Consider the following 20,664-nt stretch of genomic DNA (forward strand, 5'->3'; position numbering starts at 1 on the left):
CCGGCTCGACGGCGCTTCAGCCTAGCCGACCAAACTGAGCGGCTTATGGACCTGCGGCGGAACGGGAACTTCCAGAAGTCCGGTTAGATATTGTCCATAGGCACTCTTCCCATATTGCCTGGCGAGACATTCGAGCTGGCGGGCGTCGATAAAGTTCTGGCGATAGGCAATTTCCTCGGGGCAGGAGATCTTGACGCCTTGCCGGCGTTCGAGCGTCGACACGAACTCGGATGCTTCAAGGAGACTATCGGGCGTGCCTGTGTCGAGCCAGGCATAACCGCGTCCCATCATCTCGACATGGAGCGTTCCACGATCGAGATAGGCCCGGTTGACGTCGGTGATCTCCAGTTCACCTCTGGCGGACGGCCTCAGGTTGGCCGCAATGTCGATGACGTCCTTGTCATAGAAATAGAGGCCTGTAACAGCCCAGCTGGAACGAGGATGTTCCGGCTTCTCTTCGATCGACGCTGCCCTCATCTGCTCGTCGAACTCGACCACGCCGTAACGCTGCGGGTCGTTGACATGGTAGGCAAAAACCGTGGCGCCGCCTTCCCGCGACATGGCGCTTTTGAAAAGATCGGTAATGCCATGGCCGAAAAAGATGTTGTCGCCCAGGACCAGGCAGGACGAGCTGGAACCGATGAAGTCGGCCCCGATGATATAGGCCTGCGCCAGTCCGTCAGGAGAGGGCTGTTCCGCATAGGACAGCGAGAGGCCCCATTTGGAACCGTCGCCGAGCAGCTGCTGGAAATGCGGCATATCCTTTGGCGTCGATATGATCAGGATGTCGCGAATCCCCGCGAGCATCAGCGTCGACAGTGGATAGTAGATCATCGGCTTGTCATAGATCGGCATCAGCTGTTTCGACAGCACCTGGGTCATCGGGTGTAGCCGCGTGCCGCTGCCTCCGGCGAGAATAATCCCTTTCATCAACTCACCTCCCATATTGTCTGTTTTCAAGGTCGACCGGCTGCAGAAGACGCCTGACGACGTGCCCCGCCGAGCCCCGCCAGTCGGGCATCACGACGCCGTGGCGCCTGTAGAGTTTTGAACAGTCCAGTTGCGAATTGGCCGGTCGCCGGGCCGGCGTCGGATAGGCGCTGGTTGGGATGCGGACGACCCGTGCCGAAGGCCCGCCGTTCGCTCCCGAAATTCTGAAGATCTCTTCTGCGAAATCCGCCCAGCTCGCCGCGCCCGTTCCCGCCACATGGAAGACACCACGCAAGGCTGGATCGTTCGAAGCCAGCAGGTTCTGCCCGACCACCATGATGGCTTCGGCAATATCGATTGCCGAAGTGGGGTTGCCGATCTGATCGTCGACGACCTGCACCTCTTCCCTTGTCTCAGCGGCCTTCAACATCGTACGCAGGAAGTTCCGGCTGAACGGGCTGTAGACCCAGGCGGTGCGAAGGACGGCATGATTTTCGGTTGCCGCAGCCACGTTCCGCTCGCCCACCAACTTGTCGCGGCCATAGACGCCAAGCGGTGCGACCGGATCGGATTCGACATAAGGGGAGGGCTTGCTGCCGTCGAAGACATAGTCCGTGGACAGATGAATGATCGGGACCTGCAGCGTTTCCGCTACCCGAGCCAGTTCCGCCGGGCCTGCAGCGTTGACGGCGAAAGCCGTTGCCCTGTCGATTTCGGCTTGATCGACACCTGTGAAGGCTGCTGCGGAGACGATCAGATCGGGCCTGGCGGCCTCGACCGTCGCCGCGATAGTCTCCGGCTTGGCCAGATCGAGTTCAGGACGGCCGAGCGGAATAATCTCGACCTCGCTTTGCCCGATCGCGGTTTCGATGAGGGATCGGACGACCTGTCCACTAAGCCCGGTTACCACGTATCGCCTGGGTTCGCGCATCATCCGGCCCCGACCTTGAGGAGCCCGAGGCGGCTGCCGTCATATCCTTGCCGGAGCGGCGCCCACCACCATTCGTTGTTGAGATACCAGCGTACCGTCTTTTCGATCCCCGTCTCGAAGCTCTCCTTTGCCCTCCAGCCCAGTTCCGTTTCGAGCTTGGTCGCGTCGATCGCATAACGCACATCATGCCCCGGCCGGTCGGCCACGAATTGGATCAGGTTTTCATGGGAGCGCCCGATCGCATGCAGATCGTCGAGGATCTCGCAGATCCGCTTGACGACATCGATATTGCTGCGCTCGTTGCGGCCTCCAACATTGTAGGTTTCGCCGACCCTGCCTCGCTCGGCGACAAGATCCAGCGCCCGGGCGTGATCCTCCACGTAAAGCCAGTCGCGGATGTTGGCCCCGTTTCCATAAACCGGCAGGGGTTTGCCCTCCAGCGCGTTCAGGATAGTCAGCGGAATGAGCTTTTCCGGGAAATGGTACGGGCCGTAGTTGTTCGAGCAGTTGGAGACGATGACCGGCATGCCGTAGGTTCGGACCCATGCCTTGGCGAGATGGTCGGACGCTGCCTTCGATGCCGAATAGGGCGAGCTCGGATCGTAGGGCGTTGCTTCCGAGAATAGTCCCTCCGCTCCCAGGGAGCCGTAGACCTCGTCGGTCGAGACATGCAGGAAGCGAAAGCGGCTTCGGTCTCGGGGAGGAAGTGCCTGCCAATAGGCTCGCGCGCATTCGAGCATGGTGAAGGAGCCGAGTATGTTGGTTTCAACGAATTGCCGCGCACCGAGGATGGAGCGGTCGACATGGCTTTCGGCAGCCAGATGCATCACCCGGTCCGGTCTGAACGCCGACATCGCGGAAGCAATCGCGGCGGCATCGCATATATCGATCTTGAGAAACCGGTAGGACGGCTTGTCCTCAACCGACTTGAGCGAGCTCAACGTGCCGGCATAGGTCAGTTTGTCGACGTTCAGGACCTCGTACCCCTTGTCGAGCACGAGGTGGCGGACGACCGCCGAGCCGATGAAACCTGCCCCACCCGTTACAAGCACGCGCATGCGTTCGATTACCCCCCAAAAGTTCTCGTCACCGGCTCCGACTGCGTCTGCCGAGTTCATCGTTGACGGCATAAATAAAGTTGGATTGAAGCTCGGAGAGCCTAGGCTGCCCCCGATCTTTCTCCGACAGGATTGCCTTGTCTGCAGCGACTGGCCATTCGATCCCAAGCGCCGGATCGCTCCAAAGCAGGCCGCGTTCGTGTTCGGCGCTGTAATAGTCAGTCACTTTGTAGGTGATGATCGTATCTGCCATCAGCGTGCAAAACCCATGCGCGAAACCTGGCGGCAGCCAAAGCTGAAAAGCATTTTCGGCCGATAGCTCCACCGCGACGAATTTCCCGTAGGTCGGCGATCCGGTCCGGATATCAACCGCCACATCCAGAAGTGCGCCGCTCGAACATGACACCAGTTTCCCTTGTGAGTGAGGGGGGATTTGAAAGTGGAGACCACGAACAGTCCCCGCCTGTGCCGAGTAAGACCGGTTATCCTGAACGAACGTGAAGGAACCAACTTCTGACTCAAAGAGGTTCTTTCGAAACGTCTCCATGAAATAGCCTCGAGGATCGCCGAATTTCTTCGACACTAAAAGAAGTACATCCTCAATGTTCGTATCTTCGAAGCGCACAAATTCCTCATGATCCTGAAGTTCGGGCTGTTTAGTTATAAAGCCATACGGATATTCTGAGCGCAATTCTGATGCGGCTCATCAGATGGGCGATGGGATAGTCAATAAGCGGTAGACTGAACCCTACGCCCGTTCTCTGGTTACCCAAGCGACTATGCTGCTCTCACCAGAACAACGCCGTTCGCCGCCAGCACAGGACCTGGCCGGGCGTCACGGAATCGGGCGGGCAAATGGGCACGGCCGCAAATCAATGCGTGGCGTTCAAACGAGATCAGGATCGCTACCTGGCTACGGCAAACAGGTGGCCTGCGGAGTTACGATTTGCCGGTTCAAGCACCAATGAATGATTGAACGGACCCATCAAAAATTGGCTGGGGCGCCTGGATTCGAACCAGGGATGACGGTACCAAAAACCGTTGCCTTACCGCTTGGCGACGCCCCACCATGATGGCGGCGATGACGCCGCTCAGGGAATGCGAGTTGCTCTAGCAAAGCTTCATTCGGCGGGCAATCACGGAGCGGTCGTTTTTTGTTAAATGTCGTAGTTTCATTCGGCTTTGGAAGTTTACTCAGGGCTGGTGTGCTCCCGCTGCCCGCCCCGGCTGCCAGCGTTCACCTTTCACAAAGCCTGCGCTCGCCGCGAAAAGGTTGATAGGTGCAGTCGGAGGCCCGGAAAGATCGGTAGCTGCGGGAGCAGGCAGTGATATTGCAGGAGGGCGCGGTCCCCGGCTCACCTGCCGCCTGACCCTTGTCCAGATCGAAGTCGGGAGCGGGCTCGGCCATCGCCGCGCGGATGAAGTCCCGCCAGATCCGGGCCGGAAGCGAGCCACCCGTCACGCCTTTCATCGGCGTGTCGTCGTCATTGCCGACCCAGACGCCGACGACCAGCGGCTCGGTGAAGCCGACAAACCAGGCATCGCGATTGTTCTGGCTGGTGCCGGTCTTGCCGGCGGCAAACGTGCCGGGATCCGCATCGCGGCCGGTGCCGCGTTCGACGACGAGCTGCAGCAGGCCAAGGAGGTCGGACTGATAGGGTGAGAGATCGATGGAAGGCGATGTCTTTTCGCCCACTCTGAAGGCCTGGGATTGGCCCGCCGCCTGAAAATCGATGATCCCCCAGGGCTCGACCGGTGCCTTCCCCAGACGAACCGATGCATAGGCGCTGGTGAGATCGAGCAGATTGACCTCCGAAGTGCCGAGCGCGAGGGACGGCGTCGGCGCAAGCGGCGTGTCGATGCCGAGTTCCTTGGCGGCCGCGATGACGTTATCGAGCCCGACTTCCTGCGCGAGGGCGACGGTTGCGGCATTCAACGAACGGGCGAAAGCTTCCGCCAATGTGACCCAGCCCCTGTAACCGCCGCCGGAATTTTCGGGCGACCAGCCGTCAATCTCGATCGGAGCGTCGAGGACGCGGTCGAAAAGGGTCAGTCCTTTTTTCAAGGCCGCGTAATAAACGAACAGCTTGAACGTGGAGCCGGGCTGCCGCATTGCCGTAACGGCGCGGTTGAACTGGCTCGTCTTGTAGTCGTGCCCCCCGACCATGGCGACGACCGCGCCTTCGGGTGTCATCGCCACCAGCGCCGCCTGGCTTGCTCCGAGCGTCTTCCCGTCTTCATCCAGAGCCTGTGCAACAACCCTTTCGGCAATGCGCTGCAGGCGCGGCACGAGCGTCGTGCGCACCGTCGTCGACCCCGGCGAGGTGCCGGCGATCTCGCTTGCCTGCGGCGATATCCAGTCGGCGAACCAGCTTCCCGAGCGAGGCGTCGGTGTTGTGGGGCGAAGTTTGCCGAACTCCGCCTTTGCGGCCGCGGCTTCGTCGGGCGTCAGCTTGCCGTTGGCGACCATTGCGGCGAGCACCGTCGCCGTTCGCTGACGGGCGCCTTCGAAATTGGCGATGGGGTTCAGTTGGCTCGGCGCCTTCAGGAGACCGGCGAGCATTGCAGACTCCGAGACGTTGAGGTCCCCGATGTCCTTGTTGAAATAGACCCGCGCGGCGGCCGGCATTCCGGTAGCACCCGAGCCGAGATAGGTGGCGTTCAGATACCGGGTCAGGATTTCCTGCTTGCCCAGCTTCCATTCGAGCCAGAATGCGATGACCACTTCCTGGATCTTCCGCTTCAGCGTCCGGTCGCTTTCCAGATATTGCACCTTGATCAATTGCTGCGTGATCGTGCTGCCGCCCTGGGCGACCGAGCCTGCCTGAAAGTTGCGGATCAGGGCACGGCCGATACCCTGTGGATCGATACCGTAATGGTCCATGAACCGCCTGTCCTCGATCGACAGGACGGCGTCGATCAGGGACTGCGGAAACTGGCCGTAAGCCGCATACGGTCCCTGATAGGGTCCTTGCCGGACCAGCGGCGCTCCGTCCGCCGTTTCCAGCACGATGACCGGCTTCAGCGTGCCAGCGGCAATCTCCCGCCATGGCACGTCCTTCAATGCCCATGTCAGAACGCCCGCCAGGACGAGGACGCCGGCGAATGATGCGAGTGCGGCCACGGTTATCCACGACCATCGCCCGGATGGCCGGTCCTGTCGTGAAAAGCGCCGCCGATGCCGCAAGGCTTTTATTTGGAAAAGGGCTTTGCCGCGGAAGGCTGAAAAGCGTTCCGCCGCCGATCCGGATGTCGGGTTTGGTTCTTGCTCTTTCGGCCCTGTGTATCTCTCCCGAAGAGCGGCAGCGGCTTTCCTTATCAGGAGGGAACCCGATTGCCACGAGGTTCCGAGATCATGCCGGAGCGCGGCCAGCAATTCACGGACAGCCCGTCCGCTTTGCCCAAAAGCCGGAGCAGAATTGTCGCTCGCTTTCGGCTCGCCCGAACTGGAGCGTTCTTCGCGACGCCCGCCAGTCTCCGGCGCGCCTTCTGGTGCTGCCTCTACCTCAGTCACGCGCCCAGGGTCGCTGGGGGCATGTTCATCCGGGTTCTTGGAGCGGTCCTCAGGGCGGGTCATTCACTGCGTAGCGGTTGGATTTTGAAAAGGGAACTAGAGCATCTTAGCGCAAAAGGAAGATGCCGTGGCACCTGTCGGTAATCACAGGCAGCGATGCCCTACTCCCAATGGGGTAAGTCAGGTCAAATAGATAGACGGCGGAAGCCGTGCCACACTCCGATCCGCAAGTTTTTATCTGCAGGCGGAGGAAATGCATGAAAAAACGGGTGAAAAGCGATCCGAACTGGCCGGAGCCGGTGGTCGTGGCAGTGGGGCGGCGATCTCCGGAGATTATTCGAACTCCCGCAGAGGCCTTGATCTATCTCACCAACAAATGGCCGGCGGCGCGCAACGAACGCTACAAGGTGGCGACCGAGGTCTGCTCCGCCGCGCTACGCAGACAGATAGACGCGGCAGCTGCACGTGAGACGTTTCTATCCGCCGCACTCGAGGCGGGAATGCTCCAATAAGCCTGCCGGGAGTGAACGGCATGAAATCCGGAGCACCCATGCTGCGGTTGTGTCATCCGTTCGGAATCGATTTCCACATCGTGGCTTTCCGGGAGGCTTCGCGCCGGAGCAGCATGCCGAAGAGGTCGCGCGGCTCGTCGGGGTCTGCGAGGAGATCGAGATTTTCGTAAAGCCCAGTGCCGGCGAGCTTGTCGCGGATATAACGAAGCGCCGAAAAATCCTCGGTCGCAAACCCGACGCTGTCGAACAGCGTCACCTGAGCGCTGCTCGTCCTGCCCGTCGCAAGGCCGGAGATCACCTTCCATAGCTCGGTGACAGGATAATCCGCCGGCATCTGCTGGATCTCGCCTTCGACACGGGTCTGCGGCGGATATTCGACAAAGATGTCCGAGCGCAGCAGGATATCCTTGTGAAGCTCGGTCTTGCCGGGGCAGTCGCCTCCGACGGCATTGATGTGGACACCGGGTCCGACCATGTTGTCGGTGAGGATTGTGGCGTTCTGCTTGTCTGCCGTCGCAGTGGTGATCACATGGGCACCCTCGACGGCCTCCTGGGAGGAGTGGCATCGGATGATTTCAAAGCCCATCCCGGAAAGATTCTTGGCGCATCGTTCGGTCGCATGGGGATCGATGTCGTAGAGCCGCAGTTTCTCGATACCGACCACTGCCTTGAACGCGATCGCCTGGAACTCGCTCTGCGCGCCGTTGCCGATGATCGCCATGCAATCGGCACGTTCCGGCGCCAGATATTTGGCCGCCACGGCCGAGGTCGCCGCGGTGCGCAGTGCTGTCAGGATGGTCATTTCGGAAATGAGGAGCGGGTAGCCGCTGTCGACATCGGAGAGCACCCCGAAGGCGGTAACGGTCTGGCGGCCGGTGCGGGTATTCTTGGGGTGGCCGTTGACGTATTTGAAGCCATAGAGCTTACCGTCGCTGGTCGGCATCAACTCGATCACGCCTTCCTGCGAGTGGGAGGCGATACGCGCCACCTTGTCGAATGCCTCCCAACGGCGGAAATCCGCCTCGATATAGGCTGAAAGCTCCGTGAGGAAGTTCTCCACGCCGACGTTCAGGACGAGATCCATCATGTTCTCGACGCTGATGAACGGCACGATGTTCAGGTTTGGCAAAGCTGGCATGGTCGTCTCCTTGGGGAGATCATATCCTTTTCAGGCAACGCACGCCATGCATGCCATAGCTGCTCCCGTCATTCACCCCCTGTCACTCACCCCTTGTCGTTCATCGCGTCACGGAGCGCATCGTTGATGCGATCCTGCCAGCCGGGGCCGTCCTCCTGAAAATAGGCGAGCACATCGCTGTCGAGCTTCAGGGACACAAGTTCCTTGGCGTTCGGCGGCGCGCGCCGCTCGACGGCAGGAGCCGGGGCGGTCTTCTTGGCCGGCGCGAACAGAGCCTCTGCGGCCTCGAGCGGATTGACGGGCCTGCGCGGGGGACGTGTCATGATCATCTCCATATAAAGGGAAGGGGGCTGTCGCAGGTCCGGCCTGCAGAGGCGGCTCCCGTCCCGAACTATCAGCAAGCATGGGGAAATAGCAATCGCCGCACCGGAACGACCCGATGACTGCTCGATCCGGATGCCCGTCGAGACACCTTGGTGATCGAACCGGAAGACGTCTTATTCACTCGGGAAGCTCATTCTCGTCATTCGAAAACGCGGGGAGGACACGGCTTCATATCCTGATCTTATCCGATCAGGGCAGCCTCAGGACGACAAATGGTGTGCGCTGCGGCATCGGCCGAGGCGTAGTCTCGGGATCAATGCGCATGATGCATGGGTGGCCTGAGGTATTGTTGCTTTTCAGGGCAGTTCCGGGCCTCTATATGACTGTCATCGAACGACGCCGGAGCCAAGAACGGTCGCTGACGTCAGACAGTCTCAAGAAAGGGACCCGATCATGAACGTAGCACGCTCTTTCAACAACTGGCGCAAGTATCGTCAGACCGTCTCCGAACTCGGCCGCATGACCAGCCGCGAGTTGCAGGACCTCGGCATCGACCGCGCCGACATCCGCAACGTCGCCCGCGCAGCCATCGGTCGCTGACCGCAGTATCCCTGCCTGGAATTTGCATGACGCCCGCCATTGCCGCGGGCGTTTTCGTGTCGGAAGCCCTGCCACGGCCCGGACCTCTTCGGCTTTATATTCCGGTATGCATTTTACGTATAGCTGCACTGCAACATAATGGGTATCAATCGAGCCGGATGGCTGTATAGTCATACTTATCGAAGCGATGCACCTCCTCCCGCAGAGCTTCGTGTTATCAGGCGGCCCACTCCTCCTCCCAGGGACGTCTGTAGGAATAGCGGCACTCCTCCTCCCAGCCGCTGTTCGGTTCTTTTCGGAAAGCCTGCCGCACCTCCTCCCGCGGCAGGCTTTTTCGTTTTGGGGCTGAGGGTTTCTGAGAATCAAGTTGCGCGTGTTCGGTCGTGTCCGCCCGGTGCGGTATCCGGCGATCTCTATCCGTGCCTGAAAGTCGGCTGGGCCAGGGAGGCGATTCATCGCCTCGGAAGGCGGCGCCTGGCGAAAGCGTCCTTCGAGTCGCAGGAAGCTGCCTGCGGATACTCATGGAGAGACCGAATCCCCTGTAACGCGACAGAATCGCAACCGCCAGACGAGAGGGTTCGTGCGCTGCGGGCGGTCGTTTTGGCGTACCTTTTTCTCCTTGCGCCTGTCATTTTCTTCATCGCGAAGCCAATGTCCGCCGAGGCGAGCTCGATGGAGAGGAAGATCGTAACGATCGGTTAAAACCAGGCTCTTTGCGGGGCCTTTGTTTACCATTTGTTAACCATGTCGGCGCTAGAAATTAGTCAACGATTTCTTTACGCAGATGACCAAAATGCTAACAGACGCTCGCTCTATCCGCATCAAGGGCCGCTCTTTTCTGGCGGTTGTCCTTGCCCCTGATCTTCCCTTCGATGACTGGCTCATCCGGCTGGACGATCTTGCGGCACGTTCCGCGGGTTTCTTTCTGGGTCGGCCTGTCGTGCTCGACGTGACCGATCTGCCGATCGACCGCGCCCAACTGAAGGATCTCATCACCGAACTGGCCGGGCGCAACGTCAACATCATGGGCATCGAAGGCGGTCGTCCCTCGATCCTCGGTCCCGGCATGCCTCCGGCGCTTAAAGGCGGTCGTCCGGTCTCCGACGAGGCCGTCGCCAAGGAGCCGATCATCGAGCTGCGCAACGGCGAGCCGAAGCCGGTCGCGCCGGAGGTTCGTTCCGCGTTGCAGTCGATGGTCATCCGCGAGCCGGTCCGCTCCGGCCAGTCGGTCATCTTTCCGGAAGGCGACGTGACGATCATCGGCTCGGTCGCTTCAGGGGCCGAAATCATCGCCGGTGGATCGGTGCATATCTACGGGGCGCTACGTGGCCGGGCCATGGCGGGATCGCTTGGAAACGCGTCGGCGCGCATCTTCTGCCGCAAGCTCGAAGCCGAGCTGGTGGCAATCGACGGCATCTACAAGATGGCGGAAGACATGGCCCCGGGCCTTCGCGGACAGTCAGTCCAGCTTTGGCTCGAAGGGGATTCGATCATTGCAGAGAAACTTATTTGAGCCGAAGCCGGCCAGCAAACAGGAGAGCAAGATGGGGAAAGTCATCGTAGTCACTTCAGGCAAGGGCGGGGTTGGCAAGACGACTTCGACTGCCGCATTGGGAGCGGCTCTGGCGCAGCGAAACGAACGGGTGGTCGTCGTCGATTTTGACGTCGGGCTGCGCAATCTCGACCTGGTGATGGGCGCGGAGCGCCGGGTCGTCTACGACCTGATCAACGTCATTCAGGGAGAAGCCAAGCTTTCGCAGGCGCTGATCCGCGACAAGCGGCTGGAGACGCTGTTCCTGCTGCCGGCTTCGCAGACCCGCGACAAGGACAACCTGACACCCGAAGGCGTCGAGCGGGTCATTACCGAACTGAAGCGGGTCTTTGACTGGGTCATCTGCGACAGCCCTGCCGGGATCGAAAGCGGCGCCACGCTCGCCATGCGCCATGCCGACATGGCGGTGGTGGTGACCAATCCGGAAGTTTCGTCGGTTCGCGATTCGGACCGGATCATCGGCTTGCTCGACTCGAAGACGATGAAAGCCGAGCGCGGCGAGCGCATGGAAAAGCACCTGCTTCTGACGCGCTACGACGCCAACCGCGCTGAGCGGGGCGACATGCTGAAGGTCGAGGACGTGCTGGAGATCCTCTCCATCCCGCTCATCGGCATCATCCCGGAAAGCATGGATGTCCTGCGGGCATCGAACATCGGCGCACCGGTCACTCTGGCCGACGCACGCAGCGCACCGGCCATGGCATATTTCGATGCCGCCCGCCGGCTTGCAGGAGAGGTTCTGCCGATCACGATCCCCGGGGAAAAGCGGGGGATATTCGGCAAGATCTTCGCACGGAGGGCCGCATGACTATATTCAACCTTTTCCGCAAACAGCGTTCCGCACCCACGGCCCGCGAACGCCTGCAGGTGCTCCTCGCCCACGAACGCTCGTCGAACGGTTCAGACCTCGTATCCCTGCTTCGGGAAGAGATTCTTGCCGTGATTGCCAAACACGTACAGGTCGATAGCGACAAGGTGCAGGTCAAGATGGATCGCGACGAGAACGTCACGATCCTCGAGATCGACGTTGAGATCCCGTTGGATGCCGTCAGCCAGGCCGCTTGAGGTCATAGGCTGTCCTGAGCTTCGGTTCGAAACGCGGATAACCCTGTTGTCCGCGTTTTCTCTTGAGTGACGAAGCCAGCGTGTCTGGCACGTCGCTTGCTTCGTTAAACGGTTGTCCCTGCAAGAGGAAACGGCCGTGTACGCGAACATAAATCCCTCCATCGACGTCAGGTTGCTGCGCACCACCTATCTGCTGCTCAAGGAGCGCAATGTCTCCAAAGTCGCGGTGCTGCTCGGACACAGCCAGCCGGCGGTGAGCGCCTGCCTCAAGAAGGCGAGGGAAATCTTTGCCGATCCGCTTCTCGTGCGCAGCGGCCAGAAGCTGGTGCTCACCGAGCGTGGCGAAGAGGTGATGACCTCGATCGCGGCCATGCTCGAAGGCCTGCTGGACACACTCAACCGCAGCAGCCAGTTCGATCCCGGCATGGTCCACAGCCGGATGCGGATCGCTGCGGTCAACTGCTTCGGAACCTTCCTCATCCCGCCGATCGCCACGAGCATCCGAAACGAGGCGCCCGGCATTTCGGTCGATTTCTTCGCGCCCTCCGAACAGAGCGACTTGATCGAGGACCTGGGTTCCGGCCGGGTCGACATGGTGATCGGCAACTGGCCGGCGCCGCAGCAGAGCCTGAAGTCGAGCACACTCCTGCATTGTGATATCGCCTGCGTGGTGCAGAAAGCCAATCCGCTGGCGCGGCGCGGACGCCTGCCGCTCGATGCCTATCTCGACGCGGATCATGTCTCCCCGACGCCCGGCTCGAATGCCGTCTACAGCCCGATCGACGGCCGGCTGGCGCAGCTCGGGCATCGTCGGCGCATCGCCATGTCGGTGCCGGAATATGCTTTGATTCCAGCGATTCTCGCGGAAACGGATCTGATCTTCACCACCGCGCGGCCCTATGCTGAATATATCGTAGCCAACGCGCCGGCCAATCACCTGCAGCTCGTCGAAGCGCCGCGGGAGTTCGACCAGATGAATCTCTACCTCCTGTGGCATGAACGGGCCCATAACAGCGGCGCCAACCGCTGGCTGCGGAACGTCATCCGCACCGTGGCACGCCGGTTCGACCAGACGCTGCATCCCGTGCCATCCGCAATTCCGCTGCGGGCGGTCTCCTGAGGTCTTTCGGTATAAGCAAACGGATATACCCGCTATCGACGACCATGGCATTCACCCGGGGAATAAATTTGCCCATGCTGCAGGCAGGATTTACATCTGCCAAACAATTGAGCAGGCAGATTTAGCGCCGGGGAATTTCGAATGTTGATGCACACCCTTCTCGTGGATGGCGCCAATCGCGATCCGGATCATGCATGTTTCCACTGGGTCGATCGCGACAAGAGCCTGACATATGCCGAGGCCGTCGATGCGATGGAACGAGCTGCGGGCGCCCTGTATAGTTTCGGCGTCAAGCCGGGCGACCGGGTGACGATCTTTGCCCATAACGGCATGGATTATCTGACGACGATGCTGGGCTGCTGGCGGCTCGGCGCGATTTCAGCCCTCGTGAACGTCAAATTTGCAGACGAACTTGCCTATTATTTCGGCGATCACCAGCCAAGTGTGGTCGTTTATACCCATGACAAGCATGAGCAGGTGAGTGCGGCGGCTGCGGGCGTGCCGACAATCCGGGCATTGATCTGTATGGATGGCCCGCAACCGGGCGCTCATTCCCTGCCGGACCTGATGGCTTCTGCCCTGCAGGCGCCTGCCGATCCGGGCAATGAAGACGCCATCGCGCATCTTTCCTACACCTCCGGGACCACCGGCAAGCCGAAGGGCGCCTGCCTCAAGCATGAGCCGACGGTTCGTGCAGCGCGCTGCATCGCCGAGCGCCTGCAGATCACGGCGGATGACGTTTCGTTCGGCCCGAGCGCGCTGTCGAGCTCCTACCAGCTGGTCGGCAATCTTCTGCCGCAGCTTTCGCGTGGTGCTGCGATCAACGTCATGGGCCGCTGGACGCAGGCGACCGGTTTCGATGCGCTCGAAGCACGCTGCGCCACCATGCTGATCGCCAATCCGCCTATTCTAACCGATGTGCTCAACGAGGTTGCCATTCGCGGCCATGCGCCGCCGACACTGCGCATGAGTATGTCCGGCGGCGGTCCGGTTCCGCCGGTTCTCAAGGCCGGCTGGCAGGAGAAGCTGAAGCTGCCGCTGGTCGAAAGCTACGGCCAGTCCGAACTCGGCGGATTCGTGGCGCTCGGTTTCCCGAAGCTCGATGCGGCCGATATCGAGACCCGCCGCGCCGGCATGCCGCTGCCGGACAAGGAAGTGCGCATCCTCAATTCCGACGGCACCGAACTGCCATGCGGCTCGGTTGGCGAGATCGCCCTTCGCGGCGGCTTCATGTGGGGTTACTGGGGCAAGCCCGAAAAGACCGCCGAGACGCTGCGCGACGGATGGCTGTGGACCGGCGATATAGGCACGATGGACAGGCACGGCTTTGTCACCATGATGGGACGTCGCTCCGAGCTTCTCGAAGTCGGCGGCAAGACCTGGTATCCGCGCGATGTGGAAGAGGCGCTTTCGACGGTGGCCGGTATCGAGCAGGCGGCCGTCGTCGGCGTACCTGACGCGACGATGAAGACCCGGCCGGTCGCTTTCGTGCAGGCCGCCGCACCCGTCGACGGCGAGGCCGCCAAGGCTGAGATCGCCGCCACGCTTCCCTATGACCTCTCCGTCATGACGGTCATTTCCCTGACCGAACTGCCCATGACCCCCACCGGCAAGATCGCCAAGGCGGAGCTGGCGGCACGCGCCGCCGCGGCCTGACTTGAAATCGAGGACACGTCCATGAAGCTGAAATCGCATTGGTGGTGGGATCATACCGCAAAGGATTTCTCCGAATTCGAGATGGAGAAGTTCGTCGCGATCCTGCCGATCGCCGCCGTCGAGCAGCACGGGCCGCATCTGCCGGTTCGCGTCGATGCCGCGATCAATGCCGGCGTCGTCGCCCGCACCGTCGAGCTGATGGAAGACGACCTGCCGGTTCTGGTCCTGCCGATGATGCCGGTCGGCAAGTCGGTCGAGCACACCGCCTATCCGGGCACGCTGACCTTCAACTACGACACGCTGGCAAAGATGTGGTTCGAACTCGGCGAAAGCGTCAACCGGGCCGGCTGCCGCAAGATCATCTTCGTCAATTCGCATGGCGGCCAGCCGCAGGTGATGGACATCGTCTGCCGCGAGCTGCGCATCAAGCTCGACATGTTCGCCGTCAGCGCTTGGGCGAGTGCCGGCGCCGATTTCTCCGACCTGTTCAGCGCCCACGAGATGAAACATGGCATTCACGGCGGCGAGGCGGAGACCAGCGTCATGCTGCATCTGCATCGCGAGCTGATCGACATGCAATATGCCGAGGATTTCGTGCCGGTCTCCGTCGAGCTCGAAGCGGCCGGTGGCTTGCTGATGCCGGAAGGCCGGATCGGCTACGGATGGCAGACACAGGACGTGCAGCCCTCCGGCGCCTGCGGCAATGCGGCGGCCGGCGATGCCGAGCGCGGTCGGCTTTATGTCGAGCGCAGCGCCGCCAACCTCCTGAAGCTGATCAAGGAAGTGCTTGATTTCCCGCTTGACCGGATCACCTCCAAAACCATGTACAGGGGCTGATCAGTTGACGACACCCCGCGCACCATACGGCGTTGCCGGCCCCGAAAGGGGCGAGCTTCTGCTCGATGACGGCGTCGTGCTGGTGTCCGATATCTATCGTCCGCAAGGTGAGGGTACATTCCCGGTCCTCTTGATGCGCCAGCCTTATGGACGTGCCATAGCCTCCACTTTGGTGCTGGCGCACCCCTCCTGGTACGCCTCGCATGGCTACATCGTCGTCATCCAGGACGTGCGGGGTTGCGGCGATTCCGGCGGTGTCTTCGAGGCCTTCGTCAGCGAGATCGCGGACGGGGCGCGAACGCTGGAATGGGCAGCCGCATTGCCGGGAAGCAACGGCAAGCTCGGCCTCTACGGCTTCAGTTACCAGGCGGTGACACAGTATTTCGCCATTGCCGGCAAGGGGAGTGTGCGGCCGGATGCGATTGCGCCTGCCATGGGCTCGTGGATGCCGCGTGACGACTGGGCTTATGAAGGCAATGCCTTCCGGCTCGGACTCAATGCCGGCTGGGCGGCGCAGATGGCGCAGTTGACCGCGGTACGGCGGGAGGATGCCCAGACCTATGCTGCGATTGGCGCGGCCAGAGACGACGCTGATCTTCGCGACCTGCTCGTCTCAAGGCCCGACATATCGCATCTCGGCAAATGGATGGCGGACGAAAAGGACTATTGGGACGCGGTTTCGCCCGGCGTGCTGCTGGCCGATGATCCGCTCGACATTCCGGTCCTCCACACCGGTGGCTGGGCCGATTTCCTGCTCCAGGGCACCTGGGCCGCCGACACGGCTTTCCGGCGCAAACATCGGGACAGCACCCATCTGGTGATCGGCCCCTGGGCGCATGCGCCCTGGAACCGCGCCGGCGGCGGCACCGACATGGGGCCGGATGCGGAATTTTCGATCGACCGCGCGCAACTCGCCTTCTTCGATTTCTATCTCAAGGGTTTTGGCGAACGGCCGCAGCCGGTCCGGTTCTTCGACATGGGGCGGCAACGCTGGCTCAGTCTTTCCGGCCGATCAGAGGTTTCGGAGGCCGATTTTTTCCTCTCTTCCTCCGGGCTCGGCGCGGCAATGGTCAGCGACGGCAGGCTGCTTGGCGAAACCGGCGGCGAGATGCGGGATACGTTCGTTCACGATCCGACGCGGCCGACGCCGCTCGTCGGCGGCCATCTGGGGGTGCCGCAAGGCTTTGCCGACCGTAGTAGCCACGATAACCGCGCCGACGTTACCGTCTACACAACCCTGCCTTTCGAGGTGGCACGGTTCTTCGTCGGCGAAGCCGCGGCCGAGATCGAGGTGGATACACGCTCCGAGGGCTTCGATCTCTGTGCGACGCTGTCGCTCGTCGCGCCGTCCGGGGAGGCGAGGGTGCTGAGCACCGGTTATGCCCGCTTGAAAGGCGGCCGGCGGTTGTCAGTGCGCATCAGCCTGCGCCCTATCTGCGTCACTGTGTCGGAAGGGTTCGCCTTGCGGCTTTCGCTGCAGGGCGCCGGCGCGGCGGCCTTTGAAGTTCATCCCGGCAACGGGCCGTTCGCTTCCGTGCCCGAGATGGCGCGGCGCCCCATCACGATTTCCATCTGCCATGGCGGGGCGACGCGCTCCCGCCTGATCATGCCCGAGGCTCCCGAAAATGTCGCATAAGCACTACCTGACGCTCGACAACATCACGGCCATTTACGGCGATTCCGTCGCCGTTAGCGGCCTTACGATCGAGGTCGCGAAGGGAGAACTCCTGTCGCTGCTGGGGCCTTCCGGCTGCGGCAAGACGACGACGCTCCGGATGATCGCCGGTTTCGTGCAGCCATCCGAAGGCCGCGTCATCCTCAACGGCGAAGACATCAGCAAGCGCCCGGTGCATACCCGCAATATCGGTGTCGTTTTCCAGTCCTACGCACTGTTCCCGCATCTGACGGCGCTCGACAATGTCGGTTTCGGCCTGCGCATGCGCCATGTCGGCAAGGCGGAATGCCGCGCGCGTGCTGCCGCAGCTCTCGATACCGTTGGTCTCGGCGCCTATTACGACCGATATCCGGGCCAGCTTTCCGGGGGGCAGCAGCAACGCGTGGCGCTTGCGCGCGCTTTGGTGATCGAGCCGGACGTGCTGCTGCTCGACGAGCCGCTTTCCAACCTCGATGCCCATCTTCGCGCCGACATGCGCACCGAAATCCGCACGCTGCAGCAGCGGCTCGGCATCACAACCGTGTTCGTTACCCATGACCAGCAGGAGGCGCTTGCGATGTCGGACCGCGTCGCCGTGATGAACAAGGGGCTGCTCGCCGAGATCGGCACGCCCGTCGCGCTCTGCGACCGGCCGCATTCGCCGTTCACCGCCTCCTTCCTCGGCGCCCGCACGGTGATCGAGGGGCGGACCGAGAATGGATTGTTCAGCGCGCCTGGGCTCACCTGCGAAGGCGCGCCTTCCGGTGCGACCCGCCTCGTGCTGCGCGCCTCGCGCCTCAGGCTTTCCGACGAACCGGGGCCGTTGCATCTCTCCGGCACACTCGTCAACGCAGCTTTCCTCGGCGACACATACGAAGCCGATATCCAATCCGCATGCGGCACGATCCGCCTGATCGTGCCTTCGGATATGCCGCCTCCGCCCCTCGGGACGCCGTGCAGCATCCAGACCCAGCCGGGTGGCGCCACATTCATCTGACCGAAAAAGGGGAACCAAGACATGAACGTCTCGCGTCGTACATTCAACAAGCTGATTGCCGGTGCCGGCCTAGCCGCACCGTTCCACATCATCCGTCCCGCCTCCGCGCAGGAGCCCAAGAAGGGCGACGAACTCGTCGTCGGCATCTGGGGTGGCGCGCAGGAAAAGATCGTCAAGGAACATGTCGAGAAGCCGCTGGTCGAGAAATACGGCTGTAAGGTCAGCTACGTCCTCGGCGGCACCGGCGATCGGCGCGCCCGCGCCTATGCGGAGCGCGGCCGCCCGAGCTTCGACGTTCTCTACCTCAACATCTTCGAAAGCCGCCAGGCCGTGAAGGACGGCGTGACCCAGGCGCCGACGCCGGCCGTCAAGAACTTCGAAGCGCTTTACCCGAGCGCCCGCAAGGGTGGTTATGGCGTTGCCTTCAACCCCTGCACGATCGTCTACGACAAGACCAAGGCGTCGAAGCCGATCACCTCCTGGAAGGACATGTGGAACCCGGAGTGGAAGGGCCGCATCGCCTGGCCGGACGGTCTCGGCGCCGAAGGCATTTCCGCGCTGATGATGGCGGCCCGCGTCTGGGGCGGTGATGAAAAGAACGCCGACATCGCCTTCGAAAAGGTCAAGCAACTGAAGCCGTTTGCGGCGATCCAGGGCAGCCAAGCGCAGCTTTTCGAAATGTTCGACCAGAAGCTCGCCGACCTTTCCGTCGAGTTCGGCAGCTTCACGCAGTCCTATGTCGAAACTCGCAATCCCAATATAGCGATCGCCAAGCCGGTCGAGGGGCAGGCGCTTTCGATGAACGTCGCCTGCATCACCGAAGGCACGAAGAACCAGAAGCTCGCGGAAGAGTGGATCAACCTGCATCTCTCCGAGCCCTGCATGCTCGCCTATGCACGCCAGATCTATTACTCGCCGACCGTCAGCAACATCACTGTCCCGGACGACCTCAAGTCGAAGCTCGTGCTCGGCGACGAGCAGGTCAGCAAGCTCGTCGATTTCGATTGGGACGTGATCAACGCCAGCCGCGCCAAGTGGCAGGCGAAATACGATCGGGAGATCGCGGGATGAACCGTTGGATCGGGCCGGCGCTTGCAGCGCCGGTCACCCTTTGGCTGCTTCTGTCCTTTGCGGCGCCGATGTTCGTGGTCCTCGTGCTCTCCCTGCACGAGTATCCCGATCCTTTCGGCCCGCTGTTCCTGGCGCCGTCGATCGCCCAGTTCCGGGATATCGTCTCCGACAGTTTCTATTTCGGCGTCGTTTCCGAAACCATCCTGCTCGGCCTCGGCGTCACCGTCATCACCGCGCTTCTCGGTTATCCGCTCGCCCACTGGCTGGCGCGCATGCCGGTGAAATACCGCGCGGCCGCGTTCGCGGTCATCCTCATTCCGCTGCTCACCAATGTGGTGGTGCGCTCGCTCGGCATCATCCTGCTGCTCGCGCCGGAGGGGCTGATCAATTCGGTCACCGGCCTCGTCGGCATTCCGCCGGCCCGGTTCATGCTGTTCACGCATGGCGCGGTTGCAGTCGCGCTGGCGCAGGTCTTCCTGCCGTTCATGGTGCTGGCGCTTTACGACAACCTGCAGAACACGTCTCCGCGCGTGCACGAGGCGGCTCAGAGCCTTGGGGCGTCTCCGGCGGTCCGGTTCCTCACCGTCGACCTGCCGCTCTCGCTGCCCGGCCTGCGCTCCGGCGCCGTCATCGTTTTCCTGATGGCGACCACGGCCTATGTCTCCGCGTCGCTGCTCGGCGGCAAGAAGGTCTGGACGACCGGCATGCTGGTGCTGCAGGAGGCGATCAAGAACCTCAACGCGCCGCTTGCCGCAGCCCTTGCGATCATCATGACCGTCACCGGTCTCGCCTTCGCGGCGCTTTGCGCGTATTCGCTCAACCGCCTGATGCCGTGGCTGAAGGGCAAGCCCAGCAATCCGTGGAGCATTCCGCGCTGGATCGTGCCTGTCATCAATATCCTCGGCCCGATTGTTTCGAAACTGCTGCTCGCCACCTCGCTGCTGCTCCTGCTGCTGCCGCTGGTGCTCGTCTGCATCCAGAGCTTCAACGACGTGCCGCAGGCGACGGCTTCCGGTTTTCGTGGCTTCACGCTGAAATGGTACGAGGCCGTATTCTTCGCGGGCACCTATGCGGATGCCTTCTGGGTGTCGGTGCGGCTCGCCGTCAGCTCCATGCTGGTGGCGCTGGCGCTCTCGCTGCCGGCAGCCTTCGCGCTTGCCCGCTATCCCTTCAAGGGCCGGTCCGCGCTGCTGACCTTCTGGCTGCTGCCGATGTCGCTGCCGCATGTGGCTATCGGCGTCGGCATGCTGCGGCTCTTGCAGATCTATCTGATCGTGCCGCCGTTCCTCGGCCTCGTGGCGATCCATGTGATCGTCATCCTGCCCTTCGCGATCACGCTGCTGACCACCTCGGTCATGGGCCTCGACCGGGCGCAGGAGGAAGCGGCCGCAAGCCTCGGGGCAAGCCCCGCGCGGCGGTTCTTCCTGGTCATCATGCCGGGACTGGCGCCAGGGCTGTTTGCGGCCGGCATCGTCGGCTTCCTCCTGAGCTTCGGCGAGGTGACCGTCACGAGCTTCCTCACCACCGCCCGACTGACGACCCTGCCGGTGCGCATCTACTCGGAATCGACCTTCAGCCTTGAGCCGACCGCGCATGCGATCTCGGCGGTGCTGATCGTCTTCACCGTCATCGCGCTGGTCCTGGTCGGCAGGGTGGTTCGCCTCGACCGTCTCTACGCACGATAAATGGGAAACGACAGCGGGCC

The 20,664-nt window shown here is 62.0% G+C and carries 19 protein-coding genes and 1 tRNA gene; 12 read left to right on the plus strand and 8 right to left on the minus strand.

Going from position 1 to position 20,664, the window contains the following annotated elements; genetic code table 11:
• Positions 1-21 precede the first annotated feature (21 nt).
• The 6 genes from rfbA to ABCW43_RS13755 all read right to left on the minus strand — a co-directional run bounded on the left by rfbA (position 22) and on the right by ABCW43_RS13755 (position 6,433).
• Entirely contained in the window at positions 22-930 is a 909-nt protein-coding gene (gene rfbA / locus ABCW43_RS13730; protein WP_345925210.1) for a glucose-1-phosphate thymidylyltransferase RfbA, read from the minus strand.
• A 4-nt stretch (positions 931-934) separates the two neighbouring features.
• Positions 935-1,864, minus strand: a complete 930-nt coding sequence (rfbD, locus tag ABCW43_RS13735; RefSeq protein WP_345925212.1) for a dTDP-4-dehydrorhamnose reductase — start codon at positions 1,862-1,864, stop codon at positions 935-937.
• Positions 1,861-2,919 carry a dTDP-glucose 4,6-dehydratase gene (gene rfbB, locus ABCW43_RS13740; RefSeq protein ID WP_345925213.1) on the minus strand — a complete coding sequence of 353 codons (1,059 nt, stop codon included), beginning with the start codon at positions 2,917-2,919 and terminating at the stop codon, positions 1,861-1,863. Before rfbB ends, rfbD begins: the two co-directional genes overlap by 4 nt.
• 28 nt (positions 2,920-2,947) lie before the next feature.
• Positions 2,948-3,544, minus strand: coding sequence for a dTDP-4-dehydrorhamnose 3,5-epimerase (gene rfbC / locus ABCW43_RS13745; RefSeq protein ID WP_345925215.1), 597 nt, complete (start codon positions 3,542-3,544; stop codon positions 2,948-2,950).
• 368 nt (positions 3,545-3,912) lie between these two features.
• A tRNA-Gln gene (locus tag ABCW43_RS13750) sits at positions 3,913-3,986 on the minus strand.
• A 170-nt stretch (positions 3,987-4,156) separates the two neighbouring features.
• Complete coding sequence (locus ABCW43_RS13755) at positions 4,157-6,433, minus strand: PBP1A family penicillin-binding protein (protein ID WP_445738936.1); 2,277 nt, start codon at positions 6,431-6,433, stop codon at positions 4,157-4,159.
• Positions 6,434-6,690: 257 nt separating this feature from the next.
• On the opposite strand from ABCW43_RS13755, the gene ABCW43_RS13760 reads away from it, so the two are divergent.
• Positions 6,691-6,945 carry a DUF982 domain-containing protein gene (locus tag ABCW43_RS13760; protein WP_345925217.1) on the plus strand — a complete coding sequence of 85 codons (255 nt, stop codon included), beginning with the start codon at positions 6,691-6,693 and terminating at the stop codon, positions 6,943-6,945.
• 52 nt (positions 6,946-6,997) lie between these two features.
• Here the strand turns inward: ABCW43_RS13760 and ocd are convergent, their stop codons facing one another.
• Both ocd and ABCW43_RS13770 read right to left on the minus strand, forming a co-directional pair.
• Complete coding sequence (ocd, locus tag ABCW43_RS13765) at positions 6,998-8,083, minus strand: ornithine cyclodeaminase (protein WP_345925219.1); 1,086 nt, start codon at positions 8,081-8,083, stop codon at positions 6,998-7,000.
• Between the two features lie 86 nt (positions 8,084-8,169).
• On the minus strand, positions 8,170-8,406 hold the full coding sequence (locus ABCW43_RS13770; RefSeq protein ID WP_345925221.1) for a BrnA antitoxin family protein: 237 nt from the start codon (positions 8,404-8,406) through the stop codon (positions 8,170-8,172).
• Positions 8,407-8,860: 454 nt separating this feature from the next.
• On the opposite strand from ABCW43_RS13770, the gene ABCW43_RS13775 reads away from it, so the two are divergent.
• The 11 genes from ABCW43_RS13775 to ABCW43_RS13825 all read left to right on the plus strand — a co-directional run bounded on the left by ABCW43_RS13775 (position 8,861) and on the right by ABCW43_RS13825 (position 20,644).
• On the plus strand, positions 8,861-9,007 hold the full coding sequence (locus tag ABCW43_RS13775) for a DUF1127 domain-containing protein (RefSeq protein WP_210009004.1): 147 nt from the start codon (positions 8,861-8,863) through the stop codon (positions 9,005-9,007).
• A gap of 784 nt (positions 9,008-9,791) precedes the next feature.
• Positions 9,792-10,520 (plus strand): septum site-determining protein MinC, encoded by a 729-nt coding sequence (gene minC, locus ABCW43_RS13780; protein ID WP_345925223.1) that lies wholly within the window; start codon positions 9,792-9,794, stop codon positions 10,518-10,520.
• A 31-nt stretch (positions 10,521-10,551) separates the two neighbouring features.
• Positions 10,552-11,367, plus strand: a complete 816-nt coding sequence (gene minD, locus ABCW43_RS13785; protein ID WP_038543948.1) for a septum site-determining protein MinD — start codon at positions 10,552-10,554, stop codon at positions 11,365-11,367.
• The gene (gene minE, locus ABCW43_RS13790) at positions 11,364-11,624 is read left to right on the plus strand and encodes a cell division topological specificity factor MinE (protein ID WP_038543946.1); all 261 of its coding nucleotides are present in this window, start codon (positions 11,364-11,366) and stop codon (positions 11,622-11,624) included. Before minD ends, minE begins: the two co-directional genes overlap by 4 nt.
• 136 nt (positions 11,625-11,760) lie before the next feature.
• Positions 11,761-12,744: a LysR family transcriptional regulator gene (locus ABCW43_RS13795; protein ID WP_345925228.1), complete on the plus strand. Its 984-nt coding sequence runs from the start codon at positions 11,761-11,763 to the stop codon at positions 12,742-12,744.
• A 141-nt stretch (positions 12,745-12,885) separates the two neighbouring features.
• Positions 12,886-14,400, plus strand: a complete 1,515-nt coding sequence (locus tag ABCW43_RS13800) for a class I adenylate-forming enzyme family protein (RefSeq protein WP_345925230.1) — start codon at positions 12,886-12,888, stop codon at positions 14,398-14,400.
• A gap of 21 nt (positions 14,401-14,421) precedes the next feature.
• Complete coding sequence (locus tag ABCW43_RS13805) at positions 14,422-15,237, plus strand: creatininase family protein (RefSeq protein WP_345925232.1); 816 nt, start codon at positions 14,422-14,424, stop codon at positions 15,235-15,237.
• Between the two features lie 4 nt (positions 15,238-15,241).
• Positions 15,242-16,873 (plus strand): CocE/NonD family hydrolase, encoded by a 1,632-nt coding sequence (locus tag ABCW43_RS13810; RefSeq protein WP_345925234.1) that lies wholly within the window; start codon positions 15,242-15,244, stop codon positions 16,871-16,873.
• Positions 16,863-17,888, plus strand: a complete 1,026-nt coding sequence (locus tag ABCW43_RS13815) for an ABC transporter ATP-binding protein (RefSeq protein ID WP_345925237.1) — start codon at positions 16,863-16,865, stop codon at positions 17,886-17,888. The genes ABCW43_RS13810 and ABCW43_RS13815 overlap by 11 nt, the downstream gene beginning before the upstream one ends.
• Before the next feature lie 21 nt (positions 17,889-17,909).
• A complete protein-coding gene (locus ABCW43_RS13820) occupies positions 17,910-18,959 on the plus strand; it encodes an ABC transporter substrate-binding protein (RefSeq protein WP_345925239.1) in 1,050 nt (349 codons plus the stop codon).
• Positions 18,956-20,644 (plus strand): ABC transporter permease subunit, encoded by a 1,689-nt coding sequence (locus ABCW43_RS13825; protein WP_345925241.1) that lies wholly within the window; start codon positions 18,956-18,958, stop codon positions 20,642-20,644. Before ABCW43_RS13820 ends, ABCW43_RS13825 begins: the two co-directional genes overlap by 4 nt.
• The last annotated feature ends 20 nt before the right edge of the window (positions 20,645-20,664 follow it).

Origin of the sequence: Neorhizobium tunisiense (assembly GCF_039631515.1) — a bacterium.
In the GTDB taxonomy this organism is placed as follows: Bacteria; Pseudomonadota; Alphaproteobacteria; order Rhizobiales; family Rhizobiaceae; genus Neorhizobium.

Excerpts from the sequence above, each read along its gene's own strand:
- ocd (WP_345925219.1), bottom strand. The coding sequence starts at position 8,083 with ATGCCAGCTTTGCCAAACCTGAACATCGTGCCGTTCATCAGCGTCGAG.
- ABCW43_RS13815 (WP_345925237.1), top strand. The coding sequence starts at position 16,863 with ATGTCGCATAAGCACTACCTGACGCTCGACAACATCACGGCCATTTAC.
- minE (WP_038543946.1), top strand. The coding sequence starts at position 11,364 with ATGACTATATTCAACCTTTTCCGCAAACAGCGTTCCGCACCCACGGCC.
- rfbD (WP_345925212.1), bottom strand. The coding sequence starts at position 1,864 with ATGATGCGCGAACCCAGGCGATACGTGGTAACCGGGCTTAGTGGACAG.
- ABCW43_RS13825 (WP_345925241.1), top strand. The coding sequence starts at position 18,956 with ATGAACCGTTGGATCGGGCCGGCGCTTGCAGCGCCGGTCACCCTTTGG.
- rfbA (WP_345925210.1), bottom strand. The coding sequence starts at position 930 with ATGAAAGGGATTATTCTCGCCGGAGGCAGCGGCACGCGGCTACACCCG.
- ABCW43_RS13805 (WP_345925232.1), top strand. The coding sequence starts at position 14,422 with ATGAAGCTGAAATCGCATTGGTGGTGGGATCATACCGCAAAGGATTTC.
- rfbB (WP_345925213.1), bottom strand. The coding sequence starts at position 2,919 with ATGCGCGTGCTTGTAACGGGTGGGGCAGGTTTCATCGGCTCGGCGGTC.
- ABCW43_RS13820 (WP_345925239.1), top strand. The coding sequence starts at position 17,910 with ATGAACGTCTCGCGTCGTACATTCAACAAGCTGATTGCCGGTGCCGGC.
- minC (WP_345925223.1), top strand. The coding sequence starts at position 9,792 with ATGACCAAAATGCTAACAGACGCTCGCTCTATCCGCATCAAGGGCCGC.
- ABCW43_RS13800 (WP_345925230.1), top strand. The coding sequence starts at position 12,886 with ATGTTGATGCACACCCTTCTCGTGGATGGCGCCAATCGCGATCCGGAT.
- ABCW43_RS13775 (WP_210009004.1), top strand. The coding sequence starts at position 8,861 with ATGAACGTAGCACGCTCTTTCAACAACTGGCGCAAGTATCGTCAGACC.
- ABCW43_RS13770 (WP_345925221.1), bottom strand. The coding sequence starts at position 8,406 with ATGACACGTCCCCCGCGCAGGCCCGTCAATCCGCTCGAGGCCGCAGAG.
- minD (WP_038543948.1), top strand. The coding sequence starts at position 10,552 with ATGGGGAAAGTCATCGTAGTCACTTCAGGCAAGGGCGGGGTTGGCAAG.
- ABCW43_RS13760 (WP_345925217.1), top strand. The coding sequence starts at position 6,691 with ATGAAAAAACGGGTGAAAAGCGATCCGAACTGGCCGGAGCCGGTGGTC.